Annotated in this window: 20 protein-coding genes; 13 read left to right on the forward strand and 7 right to left on the reverse strand. The window is 59.5% G+C overall.

Translation table 11 applies throughout. The features are described 5' to 3' along the window. Positions 1-269 precede the first annotated feature (269 nt). Entirely contained in the window at positions 270-1,694 is a 1,425-nt protein-coding gene (locus Pan189_RS18830) for a cytochrome P450 (protein ID WP_145366253.1), read from the forward strand. An 87-nt stretch (positions 1,695-1,781) separates the two neighbouring features. Here the strand turns inward: Pan189_RS18830 and Pan189_RS18835 are convergent, their stop codons facing one another. After that, positions 1,782-2,120 (reverse strand): DUF898 domain-containing protein, encoded by a 339-nt coding sequence (locus Pan189_RS18835; RefSeq protein WP_145365627.1) that lies wholly within the window; start codon positions 2,118-2,120, stop codon positions 1,782-1,784. Positions 2,121-2,311: 191 nt separating this feature from the next. Between Pan189_RS18835 and pheT the strand changes: the two genes are divergently transcribed. The 3 genes from pheT to Pan189_RS18850 all read left to right on the forward strand — a co-directional run bounded on the left by pheT (position 2,312) and on the right by Pan189_RS18850 (position 7,428). Beyond that, positions 2,312-4,336 carry a phenylalanine--tRNA ligase subunit beta gene (pheT, locus tag Pan189_RS18840; protein WP_145365628.1) on the forward strand — a complete coding sequence of 675 codons (2,025 nt, stop codon included), beginning with the start codon at positions 2,312-2,314 and terminating at the stop codon, positions 4,334-4,336. A gap of 547 nt (positions 4,337-4,883) precedes the next feature. After that, positions 4,884-6,017, forward strand: a complete 1,134-nt coding sequence (gene dusB / locus Pan189_RS18845; RefSeq protein WP_145365629.1) for a tRNA dihydrouridine synthase DusB — start codon at positions 4,884-4,886, stop codon at positions 6,015-6,017. Positions 6,018-6,501: 484 nt separating this feature from the next. Further along, a complete protein-coding gene (locus tag Pan189_RS18850) occupies positions 6,502-7,428 on the forward strand; it encodes an alpha/beta hydrolase (RefSeq protein WP_145365630.1) in 927 nt (308 codons plus the stop codon). Positions 7,429-7,432: 4 nt separating this feature from the next. Here the strand turns inward: Pan189_RS18850 and Pan189_RS18855 are convergent, their stop codons facing one another. Next, positions 7,433-7,909, reverse strand: a complete 477-nt coding sequence (locus Pan189_RS18855) for a hypothetical protein (protein ID WP_145365631.1) — start codon at positions 7,907-7,909, stop codon at positions 7,433-7,435. Between Pan189_RS18855 and Pan189_RS18860 the strand changes: the two genes are divergently transcribed. The 6 genes from Pan189_RS18860 to Pan189_RS18885 all read left to right on the forward strand — a co-directional run bounded on the left by Pan189_RS18860 (position 7,910) and on the right by Pan189_RS18885 (position 12,212). Continuing rightward, positions 7,910-8,368, forward strand: coding sequence for a hypothetical protein (locus Pan189_RS18860; protein ID WP_145365632.1), 459 nt, complete (start codon positions 7,910-7,912; stop codon positions 8,366-8,368). A gap of 166 nt (positions 8,369-8,534) precedes the next feature. Then, positions 8,535-9,389, forward strand: coding sequence for an SDR family oxidoreductase (locus Pan189_RS18865; protein WP_145365633.1), 855 nt, complete (start codon positions 8,535-8,537; stop codon positions 9,387-9,389). 96 nt (positions 9,390-9,485) lie between these two features. Next, complete coding sequence (locus Pan189_RS18870) at positions 9,486-9,854, forward strand: hypothetical protein (protein WP_145365634.1); 369 nt, start codon at positions 9,486-9,488, stop codon at positions 9,852-9,854. Continuing rightward, positions 9,851-10,546 carry a CDP-alcohol phosphatidyltransferase family protein gene (locus Pan189_RS18875; RefSeq protein WP_145365635.1) on the forward strand — a complete coding sequence of 232 codons (696 nt, stop codon included), beginning with the start codon at positions 9,851-9,853 and terminating at the stop codon, positions 10,544-10,546. The genes Pan189_RS18870 and Pan189_RS18875 overlap by 4 nt, the downstream gene beginning before the upstream one ends. Then, positions 10,539-11,513: a phosphatidate cytidylyltransferase gene (locus Pan189_RS18880; RefSeq protein ID WP_145365636.1), complete on the forward strand. Its 975-nt coding sequence runs from the start codon at positions 10,539-10,541 to the stop codon at positions 11,511-11,513. The genes Pan189_RS18875 and Pan189_RS18880 overlap by 8 nt, the downstream gene beginning before the upstream one ends. A gap of 36 nt (positions 11,514-11,549) precedes the next feature. After that, a complete protein-coding gene (locus tag Pan189_RS18885) occupies positions 11,550-12,212 on the forward strand; it encodes a lysophospholipid acyltransferase family protein (RefSeq protein WP_145365637.1) in 663 nt (220 codons plus the stop codon). 230 nt (positions 12,213-12,442) lie between these two features. On the opposite strand, the gene Pan189_RS18890 is transcribed toward Pan189_RS18885, so the two are convergent. The 4 genes from Pan189_RS18890 to Pan189_RS18905 form a co-directional block, all read right to left on the reverse strand. Then, entirely contained in the window at positions 12,443-13,747 is a 1,305-nt protein-coding gene (locus Pan189_RS18890) for a hemolysin family protein (RefSeq protein ID WP_145365638.1), read from the reverse strand. Further along, a complete protein-coding gene (ybeY, locus tag Pan189_RS18895; RefSeq protein WP_310820788.1) occupies positions 13,744-14,274 on the reverse strand; it encodes an rRNA maturation RNase YbeY in 531 nt (176 codons plus the stop codon). The genes Pan189_RS18890 and ybeY overlap by 4 nt, the downstream gene beginning before the upstream one ends. A gap of 26 nt (positions 14,275-14,300) precedes the next feature. Continuing rightward, a complete protein-coding gene (locus tag Pan189_RS18900; protein WP_145365640.1) occupies positions 14,301-16,622 on the reverse strand; it encodes an HD family phosphohydrolase in 2,322 nt (773 codons plus the stop codon). 289 nt (positions 16,623-16,911) lie between these two features. Further along, the gene (locus tag Pan189_RS18905) at positions 16,912-17,952 is read right to left on the reverse strand and encodes a PhoH family protein (protein WP_145365641.1); all 1,041 of its coding nucleotides are present in this window, start codon (positions 17,950-17,952) and stop codon (positions 16,912-16,914) included. Between the two features lie 381 nt (positions 17,953-18,333). Here Pan189_RS18905 and Pan189_RS18910 point away from each other — a divergent pair, with 381 nt between their 5' ends. Together Pan189_RS18910 and Pan189_RS18915 are read left to right on the forward strand one after the other, a co-directional pair. Beyond that, positions 18,334-20,844, forward strand: a complete 2,511-nt coding sequence (locus tag Pan189_RS18910) for an AAA family ATPase (RefSeq protein ID WP_145365642.1) — start codon at positions 18,334-18,336, stop codon at positions 20,842-20,844. A 326-nt stretch (positions 20,845-21,170) separates the two neighbouring features. After that, complete coding sequence (locus Pan189_RS18915; protein WP_145365643.1) at positions 21,171-22,847, forward strand: glycosyltransferase family 39 protein; 1,677 nt, start codon at positions 21,171-21,173, stop codon at positions 22,845-22,847. 76 nt (positions 22,848-22,923) lie between these two features. On the opposite strand, the gene Pan189_RS18920 is transcribed toward Pan189_RS18915, so the two are convergent. Next, the gene (locus Pan189_RS18920) at positions 22,924-23,271 is read right to left on the reverse strand and encodes a cupin domain-containing protein (RefSeq protein WP_145365644.1); all 348 of its coding nucleotides are present in this window, start codon (positions 23,269-23,271) and stop codon (positions 22,924-22,926) included. A gap of 447 nt (positions 23,272-23,718) precedes the next feature. Between Pan189_RS18920 and Pan189_RS18925 the strand changes: the two genes are divergently transcribed. Further along, a complete protein-coding gene (locus Pan189_RS18925) occupies positions 23,719-24,771 on the forward strand; it encodes a LysM peptidoglycan-binding domain-containing protein (protein WP_310820790.1) in 1,053 nt (350 codons plus the stop codon). Positions 24,772-24,788 lie beyond the last annotated feature (17 nt).

A 24,788-nucleotide genomic window follows, 5' to 3' on the forward strand; every position in this document is an offset into this window, starting at 1 on the left:
AGGATTACGCCGAACAGCCGTGATCGAAGCACTTCGCGCGTCAGGGTCGGCCGTCTCTTGTCTTGATTTCGGCGTCGCAGCGAGTCGTTCTGTAGCGATTATTGAATTTAGGCAAAATGAGCGGGCAAATCGGGCGACATCGATCACCTCCTGTGGCCATACAGTCACCAAACCTTGCTACGGCCGGGTTTGCCCCCGTTGACCCAGTTTCTGAATTGAACTATCGCTTCGGATTCATGGATGGAACCCAGAGGATCGGAGCGGACGCGATGCGCAGTGTGGCCGAAGAAAACCTGCCGGTGACGGTCGGAGATCTGCGAGATTTCCCCAAAGACCCGATCGCCTGCATGCGGGCCCTCCATGAGGAACATGGTGCGATCGCCGCGCTGCAGGACGAGGAGTCCGGCCAGCGCGTCACGTTCGTGTTCAGCCCCGAACACAACAAGACGGTGCTATCGGATGCGAAGCGGTTCCAGTCGCGATTCTTCACGCTTCGCGGTTCGAAGCGGTCTTCTCAGCGGCGGGTGACATCGGGGCTGCTGTCGATGAACGGCGACCAGCATCGCCGACATCGCCGAATGGTTAAGACACCGTTCTCCAAGCCGGTCCTCCCCGACTATCAGCCCGCCATTTCAGGCCTGGTTCGGGAGCTTCTCGACTCGTGGTCAGTCGGTGACGTTCGCGACATCCACCACGAGATGAACTCGTTCATGCTGCGGGTGACCAGCGCGATTCTGTTCGGTCTCGACGACCCCGACCTCGCTTTCGAAACCGGCCACCTGATCGACGAATGGGTCCACAAGAACCACGAAGTCGGCGTGACCGCCTTTATCGCCGATACCGACATCAGTGCCCAATACGACAACCTGCTCGACATGGCCAAGCAGCTCGAGCACAACGTCACGACGATGCTCCAGCGGCGTCGGCAAAGTAAACCCGGCCCCGACGTGCTGAGCCTGCTCATTCAGGCCCGCGACGCCCAAGGGTCCATCAGCAGCGAGGAATTGATCGGCCACGTCGCCCTCCTCTTTGGCGCAGCCCACTTAACAACCGCCCATTCGCTGACATGGACGCTGCTGCTGCTCGCGCAGCACCCGTCGGTCATGGCGGACGTGTTCGAAGAAATTGATTCGGGCATCGACGCAGACTTACCCACGCAGGAACAGACCGAGCGCCTGCCGCTGATGGAGAAAGCGATCAAAGAGAGCATGCGGTGCCTGCCCGCCTCCTCATACTCGCAACGGATCACCGCAGAGCCGGTCGAACTCGGCCCGCTCACGCTCGGCTGCGGCTCGCCCGTCGTGTTCAGTCAGTACATCACCCATCATCGCAGCGATCTGTTCAAAGCCCCCGACGAATTTCGCCCCGGACGCTGGGAATGGATTTCACCGGGCCCATACGAGTACCTGCCGTTCGGCTCCGGACCGCGGATGTGCCTCGGGGCCGGAATGGCCATGACGATCTTGAAGACGACACTGCCGGCGATCCTGAAGAAATTTCGCGTTTCGATGGTCCCCGGCAGCAGGGTCGACGCTCGTGTCATCTCAACAATGCTCGGGCCGACGACGCCCGTCCCGATGCTTCTGTCCGAGCCGGACGGAAAGTTCGAGGCCCAACCGATCTCAGGGACAGTCCTCGACCTCGTCGATTTTCACGAGATGCCCACGGCGGACGAGGCCAGCCAAGCGGCGTGATCGCCTCGCCGCGAACACACCGGCGTCCAAGAGAAGTGGTCCGAACCGATCTTTCATGCCGCTTGTCGGGTGACGAAGCGAGCCGCCCTATGATTTCGGCTTCGGGTCCGCCTTCGAATCGGGCTGAGGCTTCGATTTCGATTCCGGTTTTTGCTTCCGATCGGGCTTCGGGTCAGATTTCCGCCGGGGATCGGACTTTCGCTCTTCTTCCTTCATGTCGAGCAATTGCCGCGTGCGTTTGGCCGTGCGAAAGGCGAGCACGATCCCGTAGACGCAGATGAGGGCAAAGAACAGATAGCCGACCTTCCAAGTCGGATTCGGCACAATCGCCGCATTGCGCAGCGACGCACCAATGCCGAAGAGCATCGCGACCGCAATCGCGCCGTAGCCGATCGTGACGATTATTTTCCAGGTTTTGAAATTCATCCGGGTGGCTCGGCTCGCATCGGACAGCGGGAGCGGTCGGCAACCTTTCGTGACCGCTCACTCGGGAATACAGTAACCGACCGGTCGATCGCAAGAGTGTGACGAGAGTTAAGCCAAGACAAAGCCGCGCAACGCACAGCTAACCCGCGTAACGCACAGCCAAGCTGCGTGACGCAGCCACGGAGCATGGAATGATTGTCAGTCGTGAATGGTTGTCCGAATACGTCGACGTGGACATGCCGGTTGAGGAATTGACCGACCGGCTGACGTTCTCGGGCCTCAATCTCGAAGGGGTCGAAGAAGTCGGCGATGACGTCGCGATCGACCTCGAAGTCACCAGCAATCGCCCCGACTGCCTCGGCCACATCGGCGTCGCCCGCGAGATCGCCGTCCTCTACCAAATCGAACTGAAGCTCCCGCAGGCCGAGCCGCCCGCCTCCGACGAACAGACATCGGACGTCACTTCCGTCGAGATTCAGTGCCCCGACCTCTGCCCGCGCTACAACGCCCGCATCATCCGCGGCATCAAGGTCGGCCCCAGCCCCGATTGGCTCGTGCGTCGGCTCGAATCCGTTGGTATCAAATCGGTCAACAACGTCGTCGATGCGACCAACTATGTGATGCTGGAGACCGGCCAGCCGTTCCACGCTTTCGATCTCGCCAAGTTGAAGGAGGGCCGCATCGTCGTCCGCCGGGCAGCCAAACGCGAGAAGATCGAAGCGATCGATCACCAGACGTACGAACTCTCCGAAGAGATGTGCGTCATCGCCGATGCCGAGCGACCGGTCGCCGTCGCCGGCGTGATGGGCGGCTTCGATAGCGAAATCTCTAAGGGCACCACCGACATCCTGCTGGAGACGGCCCAGTTCGTTCCGCTTACGGTCCGCGGCACCGCCCGCAAGCTGAAGCTCTTCAGCCCGTCGCAGTTCCGGTTCGAGCGACTTGTCGATGCCACCCAGCTCGACTGGAACAGCCGCCGTTGCGCGGAGGTGATCCTCGACGTCGCCGGCGGGACTCTTTGTGCCGGTTCGGTCCACGCGGGCGAGGAAATTCCCACATCGCGCGAGCCGGTCGAGATGCGGTTCGGCCAGATTCCCCGGCTGCTCGGGATCGACATCGCCCCTGCAGAAGCAGTCAAAATATTGGAGCGCCTCGGCCTCAAGGTCGCAGGCAAAGTCACGGACGAGAAAGCAGCCTTTGTTCCCCCAAGCTGGCGGCCCGACCTCACGCGCGAGTGCGACCTGATCGAAGAGGTCGCTCGTATTTACGGATACGACGAGATCCCGGATGACGCAAATATTCCGGTTGAAGTGCCGACGTTGCCGAAGGCCGATGCCGTCCGGCAGCGAATGCGGGCGGTCCTCAATGGAGCCGGGCTCTCCGAAGCGATCACGATCACATTCATCAGCGAAGACCAGCAGGCGCTATTCGACCCGTACGCGGGCCAAGAGCCGCTGCGTGTTGACCATTCAAGCCGTCGGCACGAGCACATCCTCCGCCGCAGCCTCGTGCCGAGCCTGCTGATGTGCCGCCGCGAGAACGAACGTCACGGCACCGCCAACGCCGAGTTGTTCGAGATCGCGAAGACGTTTCTCGAAGCCTCACCCGGCAAGCCGTCGGCCGAACCGATGGTGGTTTCGGGGGTGACCGGTCGCGAGTTCGGCGATGTGAAGGGCATTGTCGAGTCGCTCGTCGAAGACCTCTGCCCCGACGCCGTGATCACCGCGCGCCCGGCGAAGCTGGACGCCTTCGCCGAGGGCCGGGCGGCGGAGCTGTCTCTCGGCGACACGCCCCTCGGCTGGGTCGGCGAACTCGATACGAACGTCTTGGAGTCGCCCACCCTCGACCTCCGCGGGGCCGCCTCGGCATTCGAATTGTTCGTCGACCCGCTCGTGGAGCGCGCAACGCTTCAGCGGACGTTCGAGCCAATCCCGCAGTTTCCGGCCGTCGAGCGCGACATTAATTTCATGCTCGCTGAACCGGTCACGTGGGAGAAGCTCTCCAACGTCGCCCTCGCCGCGGGGGGCGAATTGGTCGAGTCGGTCGAGTTCGCCAGCCAGTTCCGCGGCAAGCAGCTCGGCCCGAACAAGAAGTCCTACGTGATGCGGCTCGTCTTCCGCTCGCCCGAGGGCACCCTCACCGGCGATGAGGTCGACAAAGTCCAACAACAAATCGTCTCCGCCTGCGAACAGCAATGCGAAGCCGTCCAGCGATGAGCGCGACAAACACAAACCCGCAGCGCAAAGAAGTAACGCCCCCGAGCACAAGCCCGCAGCGCAAGCAAGGGACCACACGGGTGACCCTTACCGAAACCAACGACGCCGATTTCTGTACGCCCCCAGCGAATCTGACACCACCATTTCAGCCAAGAATGTTCAACGGGCGTTGCAAAATCTTCCTTACAATTGGAATCATTTCTCTGCTGCTCTCTTCGCTACCGTGGCTCGGCTATGGACGAGGCGCATTTGTCGTTCCCGGGTGGGACATTCATCTACCGACTCTATCACTAACAAGGGAGCATATGGTCCCTTTCGGCGAAGTCCTGACCGCAATTCTTGAATTGCCATTAACGCTGCTGAGCATTATCCGCCCGCTGGATTACTTTATTTACTTTCAAGGTGAAGGAGTGCGAACCGCACGACCGTTTACAATTTTCTTGTTCTGGCACTTATGCGGAGTGACGTTCGTTTGGCTATCGGTTCGGCCTTTAGTTTTTCCCGCAATTTACGGTCACCGTGAGAACTTCGATCTCAGGTCCAATTGATGTCCGATATTCATACTAAGTACAGCGAAGACTTGGCCCCGAGCAGACTGAATGATTTGTCCGAAGTTCCCTACCCCACCGGCCCTGTCCACTACGGCCCGCTCGAACTCCCCACGCGCTATCACCTCTCCCCCCTCGCGGGCTACACGAACCTCCCGTTCCGACGGATCGTCCGCGAACTCGGCGGCGTGGGCCTCGGCACGACCGACCTCGTCAACGCCCGCGGCCTCTTGGAAGGCAGCAATAAAACTTGGGAGTTGATCGAAACCTGCCCCGAGGACCGGCCCTTTGCCGTGCAGATCTTCGGCAACGACCCCGCCCGCATGGCCGAAGCCGCGCAGCTCCTTGAAAGCCGCGGCGTCGACTCGATCGACATTAATATGGGCTGCCCCGTCGACCGCATCACCAAGGTCGGGGCCGGGTCGAAATTAATGTGTGATGATCCGAATTCAACAGTGAACCTCGTCCGCACCGTAGTTGAAGCCGTTCAGATTCCCGTCACCGTCAAGATGCGGCTCGGCTGGGATTCAAAGCAACTCACCGCCCCCAAGTTCGCCCGTGAGTTCGAACAGGTCGGCGTCGCCGCCGTCGCGATCCATGGCCGCACCCGCGCTCAAGGCTTCTCCGGCGAGGTCGACCGCACCGGCATACAAAAGGTAGTAGAAGCGGTCGAGTGCATCCCCGTCGTGGGCAACGGCGATATTAGGAATGTTGAGGATGCACTCGCGATGTTCCGCGAGACCGGTTGCGACATCGTCTCGATGGGACGCGGCGCCCTGGCCAACCCGTGGATCTTCCGGCAACTCGTCGAGTGGGAGACGACCGGCACTTACTCCCCCGCCGGCACCTTCGACGACCGCCTCGGGCTTTTAAGAAAACAGCTCGGCTATTTAATGGAGCGGTTCGAGCCGGAGAAAGCGATCGTCCGCTTCCGCAAGATGGCCCACTGGTATTTAAAGTCGATGCGCGTCCGCGCCCCGCACCGCCATCAGTATCAAGTCGCCAAAACCCTCAAAGAAGTCGAAGCCGCCCTCGCCGCCATCAGCACCGCAGGCCCCGTCGGCGGCACACGGAACGGCTTACTGCCCGACATGCACGTGCCGGTACCGTCCGGGCCGGTGGAGCGGTGGTGAGAGACGAATCGACGCTTCCGACTGCCGTTCGCGATGTATAATTAACGGGATCAACGCCGAAAGAGTTCTGATGGCATAGCCGACGGTAAGGAGCAAGTCGCGTTTGAGCCGTACTTCACACTAATTAAGAATCCGCCGCCATGCGCATGCCCCTGATCCAGTAGTCGCCGGAGTTGAATCCGCCGATCGGGCCGCGTTCACAGCTCGCACTATTTATTAATCGTACCATTCCGACAGACCATTCCTCGTCACCTCTTAACAATTGGGAGTAATCAAGCATGGTTTTCGCCGATTTACTCCGAGCGAGCGCTTGCAGCGAGCGACACTTGTGTTGGATGCGGCCAAGTCACAGGCTGACCTGCGAAGCAATCTCAGCGATTTCGGCGATGCCTTGACGAAGAGCCCTTCCTCGCAGATTCCATTTAGGTCCATCCGATCGCCGCACCAGGCCGACACTTTGTCTCATTCACCGGGAGATACTTTGATGCAAAAATCACAGCCTTTTCTACTCGCGGCATGTTTTGCCCTGCTCGCAACTGCGACCGGAAACGGCGAAGACGCTCCGCGGTCTGTTCGCGAATACAAGGTGCATCAGGGGTTGAGGTATCCCACGGCGGAGCCGAGGCTCAAGCTCGACCTGTACGTCCCGCTCGACGCGGCTGAGCCGATGCCCTGCGTCGTTGTGATTCAAGGCGGAGGGTTCAAGCCGCAGACCGGCCAGCGATTTCGTCCCATGGCCGAACACCTCGCAGAGCACGGGTTTGCCGCGGCACTGATCTCTTATCGGGGCCGACCGAAGCACACCTATCGGGAGACCATGGCCGATGTCGAAGCCGCTGTTCGCTTCATCCGCGAGATCAGCGACGAATACGGCATCGACCCCGATCGAATCGGAGCGATGGGACGATCCGCGGGCGCGACGCTGGCGGTACTCTTAGCCGTCACGCCTGAGAAGAACGAAGGTCGACAGGCGGGCAACGACGAACCGTATCCAGCACGCATTCAAGCGGCCGTCGGCATCGCGGGCGTCTACGATTTCGTCGGCCGGTTCGTCGACCGGGAGCAGATCGCGATTCAGCCCAACCTCGACACCAAACTCGTCACGAACGGGGAATGGATCGGCTCCACCTACGCGCCGACGGACAAGGACTGGCTGAGGGCATCGGCGATCAATCATGTCGACGCCGAGGACCCGCCGATTCTGCTGCTGCACAGCAAGAACGATCGCACCGTCCCGTGGCAGCAGTCGCAGAGAATGCACGCGGAACTGGCAAAAGCCGGTGGTTCTGCTGAACTTGAAATCAGCGACAACGGCGGACACTCCGGCCCTCGAAATTCGAAGACCAAGATGGTCGCGTTCTTCGAAAAGATGCTCGGCGAACGCGGCAGTTCGCCGGCACCTGTGGAGTGAAATCTCAGAAAGAATTTCCTGACCGGCTGTAACACCTCCCGAGCCCCGTCGCTTCCCTGTGTATCGGGAAGACAAACAACTCAAAACCTAAGACGGGACACGAATCATGAACGGGCTGACCAAAACGCTGACTGCTGCTGCTGTGGCTTTCGGAATGATCATCGCCACGGGTGACGCCTTCGCCGGCGATCGCAACAATCGCCGCGGTGGAAACAACGGAGGCGGCAGCCGCATGAAGCAAGTCATGAACCGCTTCGGCGGCCAGAATCAGCAGCGATCTCACAATCGTTCCAGCGGTGGCGGCAACCGATTCAGCGGCCAGATTCACCGAGGAAACAAAAACGGAAATCACCACAACAACTTCCGGAACGATCGGCACCGCTTCGACAACCACCGTTTCGGGCACCAAAACGACCGGCATCGCAACGGCCACTTCACCGGCCACCACAATCGGCACCACGCTCACCGAAACGTCAAACACGTGACGGGCTACTTCGGCTACCGTCACCACAAGCCGACCGTCGCCCCCTGCTACTACGGATTCGATGCCGGCTACATCGCGACGGCCCGACCGGTTCGGCCTTCGGTCACTATCGTACAGAACGCTCCCTCGCTTGGAGCATGGGGCCTCGCCCCGGCGGCACCGGCCGCTCCTGTTGCCGCAACGCCCGAATATGTCGGCACTTGGACCGCCCAACCGAGCGAAGGCGTCATCGTGACCCTGAGCCTCGAAGCAAATGGCAACTTCGTTTGGCAGGTCAAGAACAACGGCCAACAGACGCAGTTCGGTGGAACCTACCAACTCGACGGCGATCAACTCTCCCTCGTCAACGCCGATGCCGGCAACCTGACGGGAACGATCACCTGGCAGAACGGCGGCTTCGGCTTCCTCCGAGACAACGCCCCGGAAGGTGACGCGGGACTGAATTTCGCCGGCTGAGTCGCAGCCGCCCACTCCCACGAGTCCCATCGATCACCCGACACCGACAATTCGGTGTCGGGTTTCTTTTTGCGCCGTGCAATTTCCCACGGATCAGCGCAACGTAGCGACCCAAATCGATCGAACATAAGGTGAGGTCTTACGCGAAACCGAGGGAGTCTCCACCATGAAAATTGCCGTCACGGCCGCGAGCGGTCACCTTGGCCGGGAAGTCATTAAAGCCACAGCAAGGCTTGCTCGAAACGACGAGATCATCGGCCTCGCCCGAACCCCTGAAAAAGCTCAATCACTTGGAATTGAAATCCGACCCGGCGACTACGACTCGCCGCGCGAACTCGAAAATTCGTTGCAAGGGGTCAATACCCTGCTGCTCGTCTCCGGCATGGCTTCCCCCGAACAGAGAATTAAACAACACCGCAACGTGATCGATGCCGCCAAACGGACCGGGGTGAGCAAAATCGTCTACACCAGTGTGCAAGGCGCCGAAGAAGACACGGGTTTCTCGCCTGTCGTCCAAAGTAATCGCCAGACGGAAGAAGATGTTCGCAACTGCGGATTGCAATGGGCCCTCGGCCGCAACGGCATCTATATCGAGCCGGATGTCGAGTACGTCGAGACGTACAAACAACGCGGCGAGATCGTAAACTGTGCCGGCGACGGCCTGTGCGGCTACACGACACGCCCGGAACTTGCTCACGCTTACGCCCGAATGCTGACGGACTCACAGCACGACGGGAAAATCTATAATCTTCACGGCGCGCCCATGACCCAGCAACAATTGGCGGACTACCTCAACGAAGCCTTCGGCCTTAATTTACAATATCGGGCGATATCGGTCGCAGACTTTCGCGAGCAACGTGTCGCAGAACTCGGCGAGTTCATCGGCAATGTGATCGCGGGAATCTATGAAGGCATTCGCCACGGTGCGGCGAACAACGACAGTCATTTCGCCGAGGCAGCAGGCCGGGCGCATCAGAGTTGGCCATCTTACTTCGATGGACTCACACAACATTCATTTTGAGCGCCGTATAGGTCGACCGCGCGAGCGCCACTCATTAAGTCACTGGCGAGAATTGGCGGGCACTGGGCATCCCGTTACACATATTTTGAGGACTGAATGCAAACACCACTCGCATCGATATTTCTTTTTCTTCTCGCCTCGCTATTCGGGGCGGTCGGGCAGTTCCTGTATAAATCGGGAACGGAACAGGTGACGTCCCACGGTCAGGGGACGTCGGTTCTCAGCTATGTGGCGAACTGGAGAATACTCGTCGGCGTCGTCTGTTATATCGCCGTCATGGTTTTGTTCGTCGCGGCATTTAAGAGAGGAGGTGAACTTCGCGTTTTATATCCGATCTACGCCACGACCTTTATCTGGGCCGCGTTGATCGGCCTGTTCGCCTATGGCACGAATATCAGCCTCGTCAATATCTTCGGCATGATCCTTCTGATTCTCGGAATGTTTCTTATGGGGTGGACGCGATGATCGACTCCCCCGCGGGCCGCCGCCCGCTCAAGACCCGAGACTGGCGATTCTTCCAGCGCCTCGCCGCATGGCTGGCAACGACGCCGATTACACCCAACATCATCTCGGCCACCAGCATTTTCTTTGGATTGGCAGCCGGCACCTTGCTCGCATTTACTCCCCATGTCGGCGATGACATCATCGTGAAGGTGATTTGGCTGACCGCAGCGGCTTGCCTGCAGGCGCGATTAATTGCCAACCTGCTTGACGGAATGGTCGCGATTGAGGGTGGCAAGGCGTCGGCTATCGGAGAACTATTTAATGAAGTGCCCGATCGCGTTTCCGACAGTGCGATCTTTATCGGCGCCGGCTACGCCATCGGCAGCGTACCGGAGTTTGGGCTTCTTGCCGCTCTCGTCGCGATCTTTGTCGCCTATGTGCGTGCAATCGGAGCGAGCGTCGGAGTCGGGCAAGTATTTCTCGGCCCAATGGCCAAACAGCAAAGAATGGCCGTCCTCACGCTGGCTTTGGTTTTATGCGGATTGCTGCCAGCCAGTTGGCAACCGGTCCATTCACCATCCGGAATCGGGATCATCGGGGTGGTCCTCATCGCAGTTGCCGCCGGCGGCGTTGTGACGGCGATTCGACGCTTAATGCGAATCGCGAACCTGATGCGGGCGAGAGCGACTGATGGAGCCGCAACCGATGTCTGATCAAATCCCGCCACAGGTCTATTACACGCTCGGTGGAATATTCGCGACGCTCGCCGTTGCCTCCTTAATTACTTGGGGAGTGCGCCGTGGACGACCAGACTCGAATGTGAAAGAGGTGTCCCAACGGGTCCGCACATGGTGGGTGATCGTAGGACTATTTGGCATCGCATTAGTCCTCGGGCACACAGCCTCGGTCCTATTCTTTGCGCTCGTCAGCTTCCTTGCTTTCAAAGAGTTTTTGACTCTTATTCCCACTCGTCGAGCTGACCATCGCGTCTTATTCCTCGCTTATCTTTCAATTCCGTTTCAGTATTATTGGGTCTACTCGGAGTTTTATGGGATGTTTATCGTCTTCATCCCCGTCTACCTCTTCATGCTGATCCCGACCCGAATGGTGATTGTCGGTGAGACAAGCGGCTTTCTCAGGGCGTCTGGAACCCTCCACTGGGGTTTAATGACGACCGTCTTCAGCGTATCGCACGCCGCGTTTCTGCTGGCCCTTGTGCCGTCCGAACAGGCACGCGTCACGGCGGCGTGGCCCGACGGTTCCGAGGCACAACTGGCGGGACCGGCCCTGTTGCTGCTGCTCGTGTTCCTGACGCAATTCAATGACATCGCACAGTTTTGCTGGGGCAAACTGCTCGGGAAGCGTAAGATTGTTCCGACCGTCAGCCCCGGCAAGACCGTCGCCGGATTGATCGGCGGTGTCGCTTCGACCGTCGTTTTGGCAGCGGTGATCGGCCCGTATCTGACGATTCTCGATTTGCCCCGCGCGCTGATCGCAGGGCTGATCATCGGCCTCGGCGGGTTCGCCGGGGACGTGTCCATCTCCGCATTAAAGCGTGACCTCGGCGTAAAGGACTCGGGGTCGATCCTGCCCGGCCACGGCGGGATACTCGACCGAATCGACAGCCTCACTTTCACCGCCCCGCTCTTCTTTCATTACATGTATTATCTGTATGCCTAATCGTTCTTGTCAGATCGAGGCCCGGCGACCAAATTAATGATTAACAATACGCTAAGGTATATCTTCTTTCTGTGCATCGTCCGCCCTGTCGTTCTACTTTTAATCGGCGTGAACGTGCGGAACATCGAACGGCTTCCCGGCGCCGGGCCAGCACTGCTTGTTGCGAATCACAACAGCCATCTCGACACGATGGTTCTAATTTCACTGTTCGGGATGAAACGACTGCATTTGGTGCGTCCGGTCGCAGCCGCCGATCACTTTTTGCGGAATGCCTGGTTGACATGGTTTTCGAAGAGCATTATCGGCATTATCCCGATCGAACGCACAATTAAGAGCGCCCACCGCGACCCCTTGAAAGGTGTCGACGAATCGCTCGGCCGGGACGAAATCGTGATCTTGTTCCCGGAAGGCAGCCGCGGAGAGCCTGAAGTCCGGGAGACGTTTAAAACCGGTGTCGCCCACATCGCCAGACGACATCCTGACGTACCGCTCACACCGGTTTTTCTTCACGGATTGGGACGAGCTCTACCGAAGGGCGAAGGCGTCCTCGTGCCATTCTTTTGCGACTGCTTCATAGGCAAGCAGGTGCCTTGGGACCCGGACCGCGACGCCTTTATGCACGACCTCGAACGCTCTATCGAAAAACTATCCCACGCGGCGCACCGCCCTGACTGGGAGAAATACGAGGAGAATTATTAGTTGCCGATCATTAGGCCGACTTCCGTCCCAAAACGTGTTCAGCAACGCTCAGGATTGTCGCGATCGTATACTTCCAAGCGACGGCACCGGGCAGACGAATATGAGCAGCCGGTTGCAGTCATATTTGCGGAGGTTTGCGGGTGACTTTCGTCACGGTCTTAAGCGCTGTACGAATCACCGTTCCGCTATCAAAGAGGCGGCCACTGGCAGGTCGAAAAAGTACTTCAATATCAGCCCTGCCCATTGCTGCCAGAGTTGACCGGGGTCCGGCTGTGGATGCGGACCCGCAGAACGCGGCGGTGGTCGGCGTCGGTGACGTCGACGCGGAGGTCGTTCCAACTGAAGGTTTCGCCGATGTCCGGGACTTTGCCGAGTTGGTCGTAGACGAAGCCGCCGACGGTGTCGTAGTCGCCGTCTTCGGGCAGGTCGAGCCCGTACTCTTCGTTGAGGTCATCAATATGAACGCGGGCTTCGACGTCGAGCGTGTCGTTATCGACGCGGATCACTGCGGGCGACTCCCGCTCCTCGTCATCGAATTCGTCGAAGATATCGCCGACGATCTCTTCGAGGACGTCTTCGAGCGTGGCCAACCCCGCAACGCCGCCGTATTCATCGACGACGATCACCATGTGGACGCCCGACTTTTTCATGCGTTCGAGCAGTGCATCGATGCCGGTCGACTCGGGGACGAAGACGGCTTCGCGGAGGATGTCACGGATGTTGATTTCGTGACCGCCGTTGCCGTCGAGAGCTTTGAGCAAATCTTTGGCGTAGAGGATGCCGAGGACGTCGTCGATCGAGTCACCGATGACCGGCAGACGCGAGTGGCCTTCGTCGACGAACGCCTGCCGGGCCTCGTCGACGGTGACGTCGGCTGAGAGCACGATCATTTCGGTTCGGGGCGTCATCACGTTCTCGGCGTCGCCCTCACGTAATTCGATCACCCGGGCGATCATCGTGCCGGCTCCCGATTCGATCACGCCCTCTCGCTGGCCGATGTCGACGACCGATTTGAGTTCCTGGGAGATCAACTCGGCGGCGTCCGATCGTTCCGGATCGGGTCGACCGGCCATCCGGTTGAGCAACCGTTCGACGCGCTCGGCGACGATGCGAAACGGATAGATCATCCGCAGTAACAACGTAATGAACGGCCACCAGCTTACGAGAAAACTCTCGCCGTAGATGGTGCCGAAGATCGACGGCAGCAGCGCCGTCGTTATGGTCAAAGTGCCGATCGCGAGCAACCATTCTCCGGCGGCAAGAATGGCGACCCCTTCGACATCGAACGGCGGCCCGAACCACGCCGCACAGCAGGCCCCGAACAGACCGAGCAGGGCCACTTTGAGTCCGCTCAGGTCGGCCTCGACCTCGCCGTGTTGACGCAAAATTTCGGAGCCGCGATCAAGCAGGTCACGCTGCTCACTAATTTCGCCCAGCCGGCTGCGCGAGAAATTGCGCAAACTGCGGGCGGCAAACGAAACGATGAACAGAGACAACAGCGTGAAACCGGCCGCTACAGGCGGAAGCAGAGTCATCGGGTTCTCTCACTCTCCGCAGACCGTACCGACGGCGAGTCGGAGGACGTCAAATCCCGCGAGCGCTCAATTCCGTGCCGAGAAAGTAACGCTGTCTCTCGTATTCGCATTGAGTTCCGATCCTCATCGGTCCGGTCGTCGTAACCGGCCAGATGCAGTAATCCGTGGATCAGATACAGTATCAACTCCTCCCGACCACTCCAACGAAATTCCGCAGCCGCTTCCGCTGCGGTCTCGGCGTCGATGACCAGTTGGCCCTCGAGCGATCCGTCGCCGGGCTCATTGTCGTCGAGCCGAAAGCTCAGTACGTCGGTGTCGAAATCGTGATCGAGATACTCACGATTCATGCGACGCATGTCGGAGTGCCCGACGATCGCCACACTGATTTCAGCTTCGGCGATCCCCTCCTGCCTGAGAACGTCGATCGCGATCGTCCGCAGAGACGATTCGTCGCAGGCGACGGTTTCACAGTTGATCGCAAATTCGATGAGGAACTGCGGATCGGACTCGGCCGTGATTTCGGACACTGTGGGCCTTGGAGAGATAAAATTTGTCACGCCGATTTCTGTTCGGGATATTTGATTCGACCGTGATAAATGCCGATCAGCGATTTGGTCAGCGATTCCTGCACACGGTTAATTTCGCTGAGCGTCAGAGAACTCTCGTCGAACTGGCCGTCGAGCAAACGCTTCATCGTCAGGGAATGGACGAGACTTTCAAGCCGCTTGGGTGTCGGTTCGCTCAGGGTCCGGCTGGCACTTTCGACCGCGTCGGAGAGCATCATCACGCCCGCCTCGCGTGACTGCGGTTTCGGCCCGGGATAGCGAAACGCCGACTCTTCAGCCTCGCCCCGGTGATCGGGCGACTGCTCGGCATGTTTGGCGGCTTCGCGGTAGAAGTACTCAACGAGTGTCGTGCCGTGATGCTGCTCGATGAAGTCGATGATTCGCTCGGGGACGTTGTGATCGCGGGCCAGATCAACTCCGTCTTTGACGTGCCCGATGATAATGAGTGTGCTCATGGCCGGAGCAAGCTGTTCGTGCCGACTTTGCGTCCCTTCCGACATATTCTCAATGAAATATTGCGGCTTGAGCATCTTGCCGACGTCGTGGAAATAAGCCCCGACCCGCACGAGCAGGCCGTTCGCTCCGATCGCATCGGCGGCGGTCTCGCCGATCGTGGCGACGGCGATCGAGTGGTTGTAAGTCCCCGGGGCACGACGCACAAGTTCCTGCAGCAGCGGGTGTGAGACGTCGCTCATTTCCAGCAGGCTGATGTCGGTCACTACGCCGAAGACCGACTCGATAAACGGCAGGCTCCCCGCGACGAGATAGCCGGTGACGACACACCAGAACGCCCCCTGCAGCGACAGACTCAAGAGCATCGTATCGCTGCGGAGTTCCTGAAAGTTCTGGCGTTCCAGCAGGCCCAGCCCGAACGAAACGACGAAGTACACAAGTCCGCAGGTGACGCCGATCTTGATGATCTTCGATCGAGACGACACTTCCGCCAATGGGATGATCGCCGCGGCGCACACGCTCATCAGCAGTATGAAGTGAGAAAGGTCGGCCGTCGTCGAGAGCACGACCACCGAAGTCAGCGTAAACGCGGTAATCGTTGCCAGAACCTGATTGTAGGTGATCGCGAACAACATCACGACGGCGACCAGCGGGATGATCTCGGCCCTCCAGGGGTCGAACGACAACACGCGAGCGGCCCAAATGGCCAGCACCGTCGCGGCCAGATAAACCGCCAGCGAGACCGGGTTGCCGACCAGCAGCGGCTCGTTCTTAACTAGATAATAACCGTTGAGGACCGCCAGCACGGCCACCATCACGATCACCGTCAATGTCCGCGCGGCCGATTGCGTCAACGAAAGTTTTGCGACAATCGAATCGTATTCGGCCCGGAGTGTCGTCAATTCCTGTTCGCTGATCCGAGTGCCGGGCTCCACGAGGATGTCGCGTGGATTGTATTGGTCGTAAACGGGGTCGACGCTCTCCCGCGCTTCCTGCCTCGCCAGTTGAGTCGCGAGGCTGTCGTACGAGAGCGTGACGGGAGTCAGCCGCAGCATCCACTGCTTTAAGAACGGAGCAAGCAATTTGAGCGACTGCTTGGAAACGAGCGCCTCACCAACCTTACCCGTCTCTTGCAGCAAATCGGCGAGCACGATTTCATTCTGAGCGACCGCCGCCACCTTCTCGCCCGCCCGATCATAGACTGCGATGAGGCCGTCACGCTGGATGTTGAGGGAAGCGAGTTCCTCAGGGGTCGTAATGCCGGTGCGGCGAAATAGATCGACGATCTCCTCGAAGTCCGCGAGAATCCTTTCCAGTCGACCATCTTCAATCGCTTCGGGATCTCGACCAGCAGCCGACTTCAAATCGTCGAATTCCCGGCGGGCCTCTACGTTGCCGCCCTGACCGACCGCGGTTGATTCCAGCTCAGTCAGCCCGAACGCCGCGGCTGTGTCTTCCGGAAGATTCTCGAGTCGCTCGGTCGACAGCACACGGCGCAGGTCTTTGGCGAGCAGATCGGTCAGATCGTCGAGCCGGCTCGCAAAATTGATGAAGATCGGACGAACCTGCTCGGCTCGAATCGACCGGGCCCGCTCCGTGTTGAACTCGTCTTCACGGCGAAAGGGAACCTTCGCCGCTAATCCGTGCGTCGCGTAGTCCCCCAAGCGATACGGAAACGGAGGACGTTCCGCCCGCACTGCCAACACAACGCCGACGCAGGCGCAAATGACGAGAATGACCTGGACGAGGCGCTGCTGACTCCGCACGAGCGCATCGAACCGACCGGCCGCGGTCTGCGACGTCCGCAGCTTGACCGAGCGCGGTGAACGCCCTTTTTTTGACGGGATCAATGGCATGAAAGACCACCTCCGAGAGGCGGCAGGCGCGAGGAGAGATCAGTCGAAATCGGCGATCAGATGACCTGATCGCGATGTCGGCACGGACCGATCGTCACAGAGAGGGTGTATTCGGATGGAGCCGCGCATTTGAATTCCGAGTTTCTCAGCTTCGTTCAACACAGCTTCGTTCAACACAGCTTCGTTCAACACAGCTTGGTTCGTCACACCTTGATTCAACACTGTTTTGTCAAAGACCGTTTGTCATCCGACTGGTGGTCCGGCGAATTGTTCGCAGAACGACGTTCGGTCAACTTTCCGCCGGATCGTAGGCATGCACGATTTCCCGCACGAGGCGGTGACGCACGATGTCCGCCCGCTCCAACCGGACGACCGACACCCCAGCGATCGAGCCGAGCCGTCGTGTCGCATCCAGCAAACCGCTCGGCACGTCGTCCGGTAAGTCTAATTGCGTGGTGTCGCCAGTGACAACAACGCGGGACCGTTCCCCCATCCGAGTCAAAAACATTTTCATTTGAGTGACGGTCGAATTCTGGGCCTCGTCGAGGATGATAAACGTGTCGTTGAGCGTCCGGCCTCGCATGAATGCCAACGGCACAATCTCCACGACGTCTCGCGCCATGTACCGCTGGACGTGCTCAAAATCGATCATGTCGTTGAGGGCATCGAGCAGCGGTCGCAGATACGGATTGACCTTCGCGAGCATATCCCCCGGTAAAAATCCGAGCTTCTCACCCGCCTCGACCGCCGGACGCACGAGCACGATTTTTCGGACCTGTTCGGTCCGGAGTGCCTGAATCGCTGCCGCGACGGCGAGATAGGTCTTCCCGCTGCCGGCCGGACCGACGCAGAAGACCAGATCGTTCTTCCCCATCGCGTCCAAATACAGCTGCTGTCCCGGCGTTTTGGCAAAGACTTGGCGCCCGCGCTCATGCAAATCGACCGCCTGATCCGTCGCGGAGCCGACCGTCGTGTCGGAAGAGGCCTCGTCGACCGGGGACATCTTCATCCGATTTCGCGTCGCCGGCATTTGGCGGTCCGATGTCGTCCCCGTAGCCACAGCCGGTTTGCGACTGATCCGATCTCCCAATGCCGCGAACACATCCGACTCATCCACTCGACCTCGTGTATCGGCGAGAGTGAGCAGATGATCGAACACGGCACGGCACTGCGCGACATCGGTCTCATCGCCGAACAGGCGAACCTCACCGCCGCGGAGCACGATCTCAACGCCCGTCGCATCGCGAATCATCCGCCGATGCCGGTCACGCTCACCGAGCACCAATCGAATGGCCTCGGGACTCTCAGATTGAATCGTCGCTTCACTCATCAGTTACTCTTGATTCGCCTCGAAATCGTTTCAAAAAGGGGCCGCGTTTGATCACGAATCTCCGCACCGCCGCTCTCGTCGGGCGACCCGACACCGCGAACACCCAAGTTCGATCTTAGGCTGCCGAAGAGCATTCGGAAACGATCAGCCTTCGGTCGCGAACTACTTCGCCGATCAGAATATTCACGTTTTCCGGCTTGGTCCGATCACAGAAACCGGGGATTCCAGCGCGAAGCTGCCGCTTGTGCCGGTTCTGCTCAAGAACCCCGGCCGCCCGAACGATCATTCGATACAGTCGCCGTTCGCTTCGATCATTTGCGCCCCAACGATCGGCAGACAGCGGAATCGCAAAGTGGTTCACGATCACGGACGATCAAATCCATGTATGAAGATTTCTTCGGCCTGACGCGCCGCCCATTCGCTACGGCCCCCGACACCCGTTGCCTCATCCAGACGCCCCCCTTCGCGACCGTCTCGGCGGAGGTGGTCCGCTCGCTTTCTCAGGACCGCGGGATCTGCGTGATTACGGGACCGTCCGGCGCCGGCAAAACACTGCTGTGCCGCCACCTCGCCGAGATGTCGGCCGAATCGGACTCCGCTGACTTCAGCGGAACCGCAGTCTATTTGGCTGGCGCCGAATACCCGACTCGGCGATCACTGCTCCAATCGATTTTGTACGAGCTCGACCGTCCCTACACGCGGATGGGCGAACAGGAACTGCGGCTCGAATTGGCCAATGTCGCCCGTGAACGGGCCGAAGGCGACGGCGGATTGCTGTTGATCGTCGACGACGCCCATCGCCTCTCCGAGCGTATTCTCAACGAATTGGCAATCTGCTCGGCGATCCAACTGACGGAGCAACGTCGAATCCAAGTCGTGCTGGCCGGCTGTCCGGAATTGGAAGAAACGATTGCGGAGCGCTCCCTTTCCGACTTCTCGGACCGGATCGGCTGCTTTACTTCGATGGGCCGTTTGAAACGACATGAATCCGTCGACTATCTGCGAGGCCGCATTCAATGGGCCGGTTGCGATGCCGACGCCATCTTCACCGAAGACGCACTCTCGGCGATCGCCCACATCGCCGACGGCCTCCCCCGAAGCCTCAACCAACTCGCCGACCACACCCTGCTGCTCGCTTTCGTCGCGGAACAAAACCCCGCGAGCAAGGCCGCCGTTCTCGAAGCGCTCCACGATCTGCGCAGGTTGCCCGTCCATTGGAACGAGCCGCCCGAGACGATTTCGCTCAGTTCGCCAGCCGCGACTGCGACGGCAGCCAATGTCTTGATGCCGGCAGATGAAACCGGAGTAGTCGAAGCAGAATCGATTCAAGACGACGAGCCGGCCCCGGCAGCCTTCATCGAAATCGGAGCCGAACCGGCGGATGACGAAATCTCCGCCGCCTCGTCGACCGAAGAATTCGAGCCTGCGGAATCGGTCGACCAAGCCGTTGTAGAGTCGCAATCTGATTCCGACACACAGTTCGAAGCCGGCGCCGACGACGAAACAGCGATAACCACCGATCCCGCAGTCGAAGACTCGGACTGGGAGATCGATTGGAGCGACGACGAAGCGGAATCCGTCGAATCGCCCGTGGCTAACAAAGGCCACGACGAAGTTGCCGCGTCCCAAATCGAGGACGCGATGGGAGAAGCGATTTCAACCGGTGGTTTTCCTTCGGAGGAGATGCCCGCTGAAACCGAAGAGCCGTGCTCGTTCGAAGTGGGCGACGACTTCGAAGTCGGAGAGGAAAACTCCGATTGGGAGCCGAGCGAAGAGATCAACGCGTCAAACGTCATCCACAGCCCGGCAGATCCGTGCGAAGCGTTTCACTCGATCGAGTTTCCGGTGATTACGGAATCCGACCGGCTATTCGACACAAATCTCGGCGAGGATGCATCGGATCGCGGCGAAGCCATCATCGGAGCCGAAGCATCTGAGGACGTTGCGGAAACCGCCGAACTGGATCACGAAAGCCTTGACGAATCGCCGCGTGACATCAGCGAGATTCAAGCGGCACTCGAAGACGATTTGGAAGAACTCGACGTCGCCGATGCCAGCGATTCGATCGGCAGTGAGGCAAGTGTGCCCGACATCGAATCCGATAACGCTCCCGTTGATGTCGTCGCTGAAGCCGCCGTCGCTGACTCAACTGATCAGTCAAAAGGGCCGACCCCACTGACGACCGAGGCCGTCGAGCGCATGCTCGATGCGTCACCTGCGGCCGAACCCGTCGGTGAGGACGAGTCCCCCGAGGAACTGATTGAAGAGTTCTTCGACGAAGAAGAATGGTCGGTCGATCCCGATCCGCTGCAGGCTTCGATTGCGGATGAAGACGAGAGCTCGTCACCGTCGGACGATTTGATAACCGCCGAAAGTCCGGCGATCGCGCAAACGGAACCGATCGAAGACCGCGACAACACGACCGCCGAACTCACGTTCGAATACACGGTTGACGACGTTGAGCAAGATACCGCCGAAGAGACTCCGGAAGTCGAAATCGGCTCGGTCGCTGAAATCATCGCCGCCCCGCCGGAGCCGTTTCGAGTGACTCACGTGATCGATCGGTACGCGTTGCTCGATGCCGGCGGCTCTTGGCAAACGAACACACTCGCATCGCCGCCGACTGCGGAGAATATTGAAGATACCGTTTTGGACGCCGACCAAGGCGAAGCGTCCGCGGCGCCGACGGCCGACCACGCGGCCATTCTGGAAACCCTCGACCACGCGGAGCGGGCCGTTCAGAGCGGCCTTGTAGACAGGGATGTCCACGGCGTCGAGATCGCCGGCGAATCGATTCTCGGCAATCGACACGACACTGAGGAGCAAACGCCTGAGCCGAAGCGTCTGGGACTATTCGCGGGACTTCGAAAAGAACGCGTCCGCCGGGACTGAGGTCTCGCCGCGAAACTTGCAGTTTGGCGGACGTAATTGCTGTTCGACTCGACCCGGCCTTCATGGCAGAAGACATTCGAAATCCATGCCGCTCCGCCTGACAGATCGGGCGGCCGCGACTTCGGACTTCGTCGCCGGAGCCCGAATCGGTCTTGACCGTCACGGGCCGTTTTGCCAATTCGCTGCATTCCGTCTTCAAAACTACGGGTGCTCGGTACTTCGAGGGAGCCTACGGTGCCTCCTGGAAGTCGAATCCCGCCGACCTGCGACACTGGTGACTCCTCAAGCCTCATTGAGGGCGCCGCATTCAACGTTCTTAACCTGCTATGCCAACGGATAATTTGAGCCCTGCGATCGACTCGGAATCGACGATCGAAAACGGCGCACCCGGAATTCAGCTCCGTCCGGAAATGGTCGCGACGTTGCTGCTGTGTCTGTTGATCGGGGTCGGCGTTCTCGCCCGCGCGACCCGCTACCTGCCCGGCTGGGCACCGTGGGGCGACGAGACTGCCGTCGCGGTGCAAGTTGTCGAGCGTGACTATCTCGGCCTGCTCGAGCCGCTCGAACTCAACCAGGTCGCGCCCGTCGGCTATTTATGGGCCGCAAAAACGGCATCGCTGCTGTTCGGGGTTCACGAAACCGCATTGCGTTTTCCGGCCTTCGTCGCTTCGATTCTGACACTGCTCTTCGTCACGCTGGCCGCGCGACGAATCGGTGGCCCTTGGGCGACCGTCTTCACGGTCGGCGTGCTCGCGGCATCGGCCTACCATGTCCGACATGCCTCTGAGATTAAGCAATATGCTGTCGACGCCTGCATGGCCGCGATGCTGCTCTACATTGCACTGATTGCACTCGAGCGAGCGCCATCAGTTTTCCGCTTAAGAGCGAGACTGGCACTGTTGGCCCTTGCGCCGCTCGCGATGTTCTGCTCGCTCCCTGCCGTTTTTGTCGCCGGTGGAATCGCGCTCGCGTTCGTGCCGGCCGTTTGGGCGGAGCGAAAGATCACGACCGTAATTTGGTGGTTCGGTTACTGCGGGATAATTCTCGTCGCGTTTCTTGCGCAGTACTTCTATCTCCTTAAACCGTACGATCAGGTTCTCGGCGATGTGATGACGAATTGCTGGGGGAGCGGATTCCCTTCCTATGATTCGCCTTGGTCGTTCCTAGTGTGGATCGCTCAGGCGGCGACCGGTTCGATCTTCGCCCATCCGGTCGGCGGCGAGAACTTCGGCAGCTTGCCGGTCGCCGCGCTGTTCGCACTTGGTCTGTTCTCGCTTCACCGAAGACGACGTTTCGACGTATTGTCGATCATCGGCGGTGTCTTTCTGCTCGCCTTTGTCGCGGCACTATTAAAAAAATATCCGCTAGGCGGACATCCCCGCGTCGTGCTCTATCTGTCGCCGTTCGTAGCCGTCGGCGTCGGAGCCGGCATTCGTGAACTGGTCCGATTCTGGACTCAAAGCGGCAAAGTAACGCCGACACTTGCAACGCGAATTAAAATCATACCCGCCGCGATCTTGATCGCGATCGGATTGGGAAGCACGACGAAAGACCTGATCAAGCCTTACACGAGCGACCATGCCGAACGCGTTGCGGCTTTCGGGAAGTGGTTCTTTATCGACTACCCCGCTGCGACTGACGGACCGGTTCTCAATGCCAACACGGCTTGGGCCGCACGCTATGAATTGCCACACCGCCCCGAAGGTCGTGAGTTCGGGTTCTTAAAGGCGAAGTACGCGGACTCCCTGCGCACCGCAGAGACCTGCCTGCCGGAGCGCGTCGACCGGCCGACCGGCTTGTTCATCGCGTTTCATCCCTACGACGCCACATCGGTCGCCGCGCGGAAGCAATGGGAGTGCGATCTTAAAGAGCGTTTTCGCCTGAGCCGTACCGATTATTATCCCATCGCCGTCGACTCAGCCGACAACATGCAAATTGACGTCCTCTGGATCGAACCGATCTCCCGCGTGGCCGAAGCGTCTGCGGAACAAGAGATTCGATAATTAATCAATCGGGCTCATGGCGCCACCGGTCAAACCAATCGGCCGACAGACGCCAAATCAAACCTGCGTTCTTGCCTTAATCGAAATGCTCATCCGCCTCGTCGAACTCCGGCAGGCACACGATGAGCACCTTCATCGCGCCGACGGCTCGATGCCTCACTCCGGGTGGAATCACGCAAGCCGCCCCGGCTTTGACCGGCACCCGTTCCCCGTCGAGCTCGAGCGCCGCCTCCGGGCCGCATTCGAGGATGTAATAGGTTTCCGTGTGCTCCTTGTGATAGTGCACCTGCGCATCGGAAGAGATGTCCGTGACGTGTAGGGTGCCCGGAAACGCGTCCACATCGACGAACGCCCGCCGCGCCGTCCCACACGGACACTCGATGCCGGGAAGTGACGGGATATCGATCAGGTGATATCGAGGCATTAGGCAGCCTTTGGAGAGAGTTCTCTTTGATCCGGTCTTAATAATTGTCTCGACACAGTCTTGTCGGCAGGTTCAACGCTCGCTCATCGCCCAATCGGACGAACACTCCCTCACCGGGGTTTGGCATACGTTGCGACTGTTGCGTATGAAGAATTTCACGCCACGTTAGCCCGCTTCCGCAAACGGACGAGGTTAAGTCTGACGATTCCTCACAACCGGCACAATCGGGAACTACTCCGCGCGCCACAGAGAAACTTCGGTGGCGAAGGGAATCTCGCTGGGGAAACCTTCGCGCGCCGATCGATCACTCTCGATAAGCGCGTGTAATTGGATCGTGGCGAGTTCGGTCGCCGACTGACCGTCTCAATTCGAGCGACCATCGCGACAGAAAATTACACTCGACGCAGACGATCCCGTCTGCGCGCCTTAATGCGCGGAGTGAATCGAATGAATCGCGATCTGAAACTCGGCCTCTCGTTCGGAATTCTTTGCAGCGGACTGCTTGCCGCATTCTGCCTGAAGAACGAGCCCGACCTCACGACAGGTTTGCCAAAGCTCGAGAATCCCGAGCAACTCGACCGCCAGATCGCCGACCGCCAGGTGACCCCGTATCTCGACGGCTTGGACGAATTCCCCTCCGGCCCGTCCATCAGTCGGGTCGCGCCGCAAGCCGATGCCGGCGAATGGTCGTCACTCGGTTCTTCAATCGTTCGCACTCCTCGACCGACCGACGTGACGCTCGGCTCCCCGGTCAGCTTCGGGCAATTCGTGTCGGACGGCCCCTCATTCGGTCGTGTGCCCGACCCGATCCGCTACGAGTCTTTACCCACGCTGGAACCGATCGGTTCAGACGCGCCGAAACCGCGTCGCGATCGAATGGCACCAACCGACTTCGGGTCTCATCCCGCCGACTTCGACTTGGCTCCCTCGGCACCGCGGCCGATTAAAGACCCGCGTGCCGTTCGCGGACCGACGCTGCCGACGACGCACGTTGTCATGCCGGGCGAAACGCTGAGCGGAATCGCACTGAAGCATTACAGCGACTCGTCATATTATGGGAAAATTTTTGAGGCCAACCGACATTTGCTTCGCGATCCGGACAGCGTCCGCGTCGGCATGAGATTACTCATTCCGGCCGTCGATAAGACCTCGCAGCTTCCCCGCTTCGAAAAAATTGAGACGTTCGATTCGGGTCGAGCAACCGGCCCGACCGCCGTCGATCCTATTTCTAATCCTCAACGCGCCGATCTGCCCGCCTCCGGCCCGTCGGACCGACGGATGGGTCACCATGCCCCGCCCTCGCCAATCCAGGTCGCCGTTCGCGATACGACCACGTCGAAACCGGCCTCAGCTTCGAAACTCTTTCGCCCGGTCAGCCGCCCGCCTTTTGTGTCATCGCATAAAATTGAAAACCGAGAAGCCGCGGCAAAGAGCCAGCCGATCGAACGCCCGCGAACGACCGTGATCGACAGCACGAATATCAAAGAACCCGGGAAGTAGGGCGTCGGCAGCACAGT

Source organism: Stratiformator vulcanicus (genome assembly GCF_007744515.1).
Classification (GTDB): Bacteria; Planctomycetota; Planctomycetia; order Planctomycetales; family Planctomycetaceae; genus Stratiformator; species Stratiformator vulcanicus.

Excerpts from the sequence above, each read along its gene's own strand:
- Pan189_RS18905 (WP_145365641.1), bottom strand. The coding sequence starts at position 17,952 with ATGAGTGAAGCGACGATTCAATCTGAGAGTCCCGAGGCCATTCGATTG.
- Pan189_RS18865 (WP_145365633.1), top strand. The coding sequence starts at position 8,535 with ATGAAAATTGCCGTCACGGCCGCGAGCGGTCACCTTGGCCGGGAAGTC.
- Pan189_RS18925 (WP_310820790.1), top strand. The coding sequence starts at position 23,719 with ATGAATCGCGATCTGAAACTCGGCCTCTCGTTCGGAATTCTTTGCAGC.
- Pan189_RS18885 (WP_145365637.1), top strand. The coding sequence starts at position 11,550 with ATGATTAACAATACGCTAAGGTATATCTTCTTTCTGTGCATCGTCCGC.
- Pan189_RS18915 (WP_145365643.1), top strand. The coding sequence starts at position 21,171 with ATGCCAACGGATAATTTGAGCCCTGCGATCGACTCGGAATCGACGATC.
- Pan189_RS18890 (WP_145365638.1), bottom strand. The coding sequence starts at position 13,747 with ATGACTCTGCTTCCGCCTGTAGCGGCCGGTTTCACGCTGTTGTCTCTG.
- Pan189_RS18870 (WP_145365634.1), top strand. The coding sequence starts at position 9,486 with ATGCAAACACCACTCGCATCGATATTTCTTTTTCTTCTCGCCTCGCTA.
- Pan189_RS18880 (WP_145365636.1), top strand. The coding sequence starts at position 10,539 with ATGTCTGATCAAATCCCGCCACAGGTCTATTACACGCTCGGTGGAATA.
- Pan189_RS18875 (WP_145365635.1), top strand. The coding sequence starts at position 9,851 with ATGATCGACTCCCCCGCGGGCCGCCGCCCGCTCAAGACCCGAGACTGG.
- Pan189_RS18910 (WP_145365642.1), top strand. The coding sequence starts at position 18,334 with ATGTATGAAGATTTCTTCGGCCTGACGCGCCGCCCATTCGCTACGGCC.
- Pan189_RS18920 (WP_145365644.1), bottom strand. The coding sequence starts at position 23,271 with ATGCCTCGATATCACCTGATCGATATCCCGTCACTTCCCGGCATCGAG.
- Pan189_RS18900 (WP_145365640.1), bottom strand. The coding sequence starts at position 16,622 with ATGCCATTGATCCCGTCAAAAAAAGGGCGTTCACCGCGCTCGGTCAAG.
- pheT (WP_145365628.1), top strand. The coding sequence starts at position 2,312 with ATGATTGTCAGTCGTGAATGGTTGTCCGAATACGTCGACGTGGACATG.
- dusB (WP_145365629.1), top strand. The coding sequence starts at position 4,884 with ATGTCCGATATTCATACTAAGTACAGCGAAGACTTGGCCCCGAGCAGA.
- Pan189_RS18850 (WP_145365630.1), top strand. The coding sequence starts at position 6,502 with ATGCAAAAATCACAGCCTTTTCTACTCGCGGCATGTTTTGCCCTGCTC.
- Pan189_RS18830 (WP_145366253.1), top strand. The coding sequence starts at position 270 with ATGCGCAGTGTGGCCGAAGAAAACCTGCCGGTGACGGTCGGAGATCTG.
- Pan189_RS18835 (WP_145365627.1), bottom strand. The coding sequence starts at position 2,120 with ATGAATTTCAAAACCTGGAAAATAATCGTCACGATCGGCTACGGCGCG.